This is a genomic window from Sulfurimonas sp., assembly GCF_016744025.1.
Classification (GTDB): Bacteria; Campylobacterota; Campylobacteria; order Campylobacterales; family Sulfurimonadaceae; genus Sulfurimonas.
In genome coordinates this window covers 24248-27806 of sequence record NZ_JADGFC010000023.1, presented here as the reverse complement: position 1 = coordinate 27806, position 3559 = coordinate 24248, and the positions used below count along the sequence as shown (strand labels likewise).

The 3559-nt window shown below is 30.0% G+C and carries 3 protein-coding genes and 1 pseudogene; 2 read left to right on the top strand and 2 right to left on the bottom strand.

Annotated elements, in window-relative coordinates; translation table 11 throughout:
• Positions 1-202: 202 nt before the first annotated feature.
• Positions 203-859, bottom strand: a complete 657-nt coding sequence (locus tag QZZ48_RS05400) for a response regulator transcription factor (RefSeq protein ID WP_294962807.1) — start codon at positions 857-859, stop codon at positions 203-205.
• Positions 860-2077 carry an ATP-binding protein gene (locus QZZ48_RS05395; protein WP_294962805.1) on the bottom strand — a complete coding sequence of 406 codons (1218 nt, stop codon included), beginning with the start codon at positions 2075-2077 and terminating at the stop codon, positions 860-862.
• Positions 2078-2187: 110 nt separating this feature from the next.
• Between QZZ48_RS05395 and QZZ48_RS05390 the strand changes: the two genes are divergently transcribed.
• Both QZZ48_RS05390 and QZZ48_RS05385 read left to right on the top strand, forming a co-directional pair.
• Entirely contained in the window at positions 2188-2691 is a 504-nt protein-coding gene (locus QZZ48_RS05390) for a peptidylprolyl isomerase (protein ID WP_294962802.1), read from the top strand.
• Positions 2692-2697: 6 nt separating this feature from the next.
• Positions 2698-3559, top strand: a pseudogene (locus tag QZZ48_RS05385) (epoxyqueuosine reductase QueH); the annotation flags it as partial.

Sequence of the window (3559 nt, the reverse complement as noted above, 5' to 3'; positions counted from 1 at the left end):
ACTCATATTTAATCCCTATATTTTCTATTTCAATTTTATCATTTTTGAAATAAGAAAACAAATTTTACTGGTTCAGTTTTAGGGGTTCATTATAAAGAGTCTATACTCACTATATTCCAAAAAAAGAAAAAATGGTAATAGGCTTTTTAGAAAAACGGTACAAAAACGGTACAAATGAAATTTAAACCCCTATAAACTGGGTTTAAGGTTTGTCTATCATATAACCCATACCCCTAACATTTATAAATACATCTTCTTGTAAAAACTTTTTTAGTCTATTTATCTCAGCTCTAATTGTAGCATTGTCAATAATTTGTTCATCCCAAACATAGATTCTAAATTGTTCAAAATCTACTACCATACCTCTATTTCTAGCAAGCAAATCAATTATTTGAGATTGTTTCTTAGTAAGTACCTGTGGTTCATTATTAAAAAGAAGAAGACTATGTTCTTGATCATAACTATAGTTTTTTGAGAGTCTCAGATGCACTCTTGGAGCTTCTTTTTCTAGTTTTATTCTATCTATACGAAGAGAAAGTTCTTTTAAATGAAATGGTTTTTTAAGATAATCGTAGCATCCAAGATTATAAGCACGAGAAATATCTTCTATATCAACTAGTGCGCTTATGTAAATGGCCGGAACATGAATTTTTAACGCATGAATTTGTTCTAAAAACTGAATTCCATCTATACCTGGAACATTTATATCAAGTAGCAGTAAATCATAAGCAGTAGTTTTTATGGCTTTAAATGCGTCAATACCATCAAAAAAAGTTTCAATTAGATGTCCATCGGATTCTAAATATTCACAAATTGACTCATTTAACATCACCTCATCTTCAAGCAGTAAAATCTTCATTTATTCACCCATCATCTTAAATCTGTATTTAAATATAGTCTGATTATCATCAGAAGATACTGAAATTTTAATATCTTCTTCATCACAAATTGTTCTAACAAGTCTAAGTCCTATACCAAAACCATCTCTATTTCTTGATTCTCTATAATATTCATCAAAGACTTTATCTGTGTCTTTGATAGTTTTTGATTTAGATGCTATTGAGAGTTCAATGAATGTACCAATCTGTTCTAAATCAATATAAACAACTTCATTAGGCAAGGTATATTTTATTGCATTTGTTATCGTATTATCAACTATACGTTGAAGTTTTGTTTCATTAAAGTATATATGAGCACCTTTAGTAATTGGCTCATAATTGAAGCTAATTCTTGATAATTCAGCAACATCTGTAAAAAAATCTATCCTTGAACTAAGATAGTTTTCTATATTAAGTACAACCTTAGGATATTGAACTTGATCTTGTTTTACTAAATAACTCAAATCATCATAGATACTAAATATATTTTTTACTGCAACTTCAATTTTTAGAAGTTGTCTATCTTTTGGATATTTCATAACGTATAACTCTATTGAAGTCAAAATTACACTTAGCGGAGTATTTGTCTCATGTACAGTATATTTTAAAAAGTCTCTTTGTGCTTTAAGTAAGTCTTGGGAGAACTTCTTCTCTTTTTCTAAATTTTGATTAATTTGTTCTAATATTGCTGTTTTATCTTTAACTCTATCCTCAAGTTCTAGATTTAAAGTCTTTAATGAATTTTTTTGTTTATTAATTTTTCCGACCATCTCATTAGCGTAACCAATCATAATCTTAAAATCTTTAAAAAATATATCTTTTGGACTAATAGCTTTATCATTATGGACAGCCTGCTCAAAGAAATCTAAAAATGTTTGATTATCTTTATTGAGAAGTCTACTAAAAAGACTATTTAGTCCCAAAAAAAGTGCAAAAATGATAAAAGAGAGAGTAACAATAACTAAGACTGTTTTTATCATAATATTTTTTATTCTTTTATGATTTTGACTTATCACTTCTGTATGAGAAGTTGAATCTGTATTATAAATATAACTTTGCTTAAGTGCATCCTCATACTCTTCATACATCTCTTCTACTAAAAGTCCAACAAAAATCATTGTAAAGAAAAATATAACTAAGATAGTAAAAATATTTGCTTGTCTGATGGTTACATTTGTAAATAGTGAACTTATTTTCATGTAATGATTATACAACAATTCATCTATTATGATAAATTAAAGTGATTTTTTTCTAATACTATAAGAATATATCATTATACTTTCGAAAATATATATTAATAAGGATTCAAATGTTTGGAAAAACTGAATTAAAAAATTACGATTTAAGTGCTGATGAGTTAAGTAAATTACAATGGGCAAAAGTATCAACAAGTAAAGGAATTATCTGGTTAAAGCTATTTCCAGAACAAGCTCCAAATACAGTTGCAAACTTTGCACACCTAGCAAGTAGTAGTTTTTATAATGACCTTAACTTTCACCGTGTAATCCCTGAATTCATGGCTCAAGGTGGTTGTCCAGATGGAACTGGAATGAGTGGACCTGAGTGGGCTATAGCATGTGAAACTGCTCTAAACACTTCTCGTCATACAAGAGGAACTATATCAATGGCTCACGCTGGACCAAATACAGGTGGAAGTCAATTTTTCATCACTTTTGTAGCTACTCCACACTTAGATGGTGTTCACACTGTTTTTGGTGCAATCGAAGAAAATGACGCTGATAGTTTTTCAGTTTTAGATTCAATCCAAGGTCAAGATGCAATTGATTCTATAGAAGTTCTAGAAGCTAAATAGTACAAGATGCTAGTACATATTTGCTGTAGTGTTGACTCTCACTTTTTTTTAGAGAAGCTACAGCAAGACTTTCCTCAGGAGAAGCTAACTGGCTTCTTCTACGATCCCAATATTCACCCATATTCAGAATATCAACTTCGTCTTTTAGATGTACAACGTTCTTGTAAAAAACTTGGCATTGAAGTCTTAGAAGGCGAGTATGATTTTGAAGCTTGGATGAAAGCAGTCCGTGGTTTAGAAAAAGAACCTGAAAAAGGTTCTAGATGCGAAGTATGTTTTGATAGACGTTTTGATATTAGCGCTAAAAAAGCACTTGAACTCGGTGAAGATAAAATTACAACTACTCTACTAGTAAGTCCGCTAAAATCTCAAGAACAGTTAAAAAAAAGTGGCAATGCTTTTTATGAAAAATATGGTGTAGAATTTGTAGCAGTAGATTACCGTGCCAATGGTGGAACACAAGATCAAAGTAGAGTAACTAAAGAAGAACAACTTTATCGTCAAGATTATTGTGGCTGCATCTATGGACTTACGATGCAAAGAGAGCTACAAGAACGTCTTATGGATGAAATGTTCTCTCCCATATCAAATCAAATACTTCCTGCTTCTATAGAAGAGCGTTTAGAGATGTATAAAAAAAGAATTGAACTTGAAGATAAAAATATAAAATATAAAATCATCAAAGAGAAATTTTTAAACTATAGACAATTTAACTTTAAACTTATCAAAGCAAAAACAGAAGTCATTCCAGCTTTTGCTTTAACTTACTCCTGCTTACCTCGTAAAAGAGCACAAGGTCGCGTAGAATTTGAAGATAAAAATATTCACTATTTTAACCGTGAAGAGATTAAATTCATCGACTTAGAGT